The organism is Stenotrophomonas sp. HMWF003, assembly GCF_003061285.1.
GTDB classification, from domain to species: Bacteria; Pseudomonadota; Gammaproteobacteria; order Xanthomonadales; family Xanthomonadaceae; genus Stenotrophomonas; species Stenotrophomonas maltophilia_AP.
Genome location: NZ_QAIW01000465.1, coordinates 1 through 411, shown reverse-complemented (window position 1 = coordinate 411; position 411 = coordinate 1). Strand labels below are relative to the sequence as shown.

1 protein-coding gene is annotated in these 411 nt (G+C 69.3%); it reads right to left on the bottom strand.

Annotated elements, in window-relative coordinates; genetic code table 11:
• Positions 1-411: aminotransferase class III-fold pyridoxal phosphate-dependent enzyme (locus DBR34_RS24425; protein WP_258224216.1), on the bottom strand; the 411-nt coding region annotated here is incomplete at both ends.

The following is a 411-nucleotide window of genomic DNA, read 5'->3' as shown; positions in this document are numbered from 1 at the left end:
GGGTAGTCCACCAGCGACAGCACGCCATGCGCACGCAGGCCGGCCTGGATCGAGTCGATCAGCAGCAGGCTGCCGTGCTGGCGGGTCAGCTCGCGGGCCAGCGCGTAGAACGACGGCGGCACCGAACGGCCCGGGTCGCCTTCGCCCATCACCGGCTCCAGGAACACCGCCTCGATGAACCAGTGGTTCTGCTCGGCCTCGGCGAAGACGCGCTTGAGCGCTTCCTCGTCGTACGGCGCCAGGGCGATGACGCTGTCTTCGCCGCGGTAGCTGGCCAGGTGCTGGGTGTAGGTCTTGCGGCTGGAATCGGAGTACAGGCCGGGGCGATCGGTGCGACCGTGGAAGCTGCCCTTGATCACCACCCGCTTGATCTTCGCGCCGGCATGGCGGGCGCCCGGGTCGGTCTGCAGC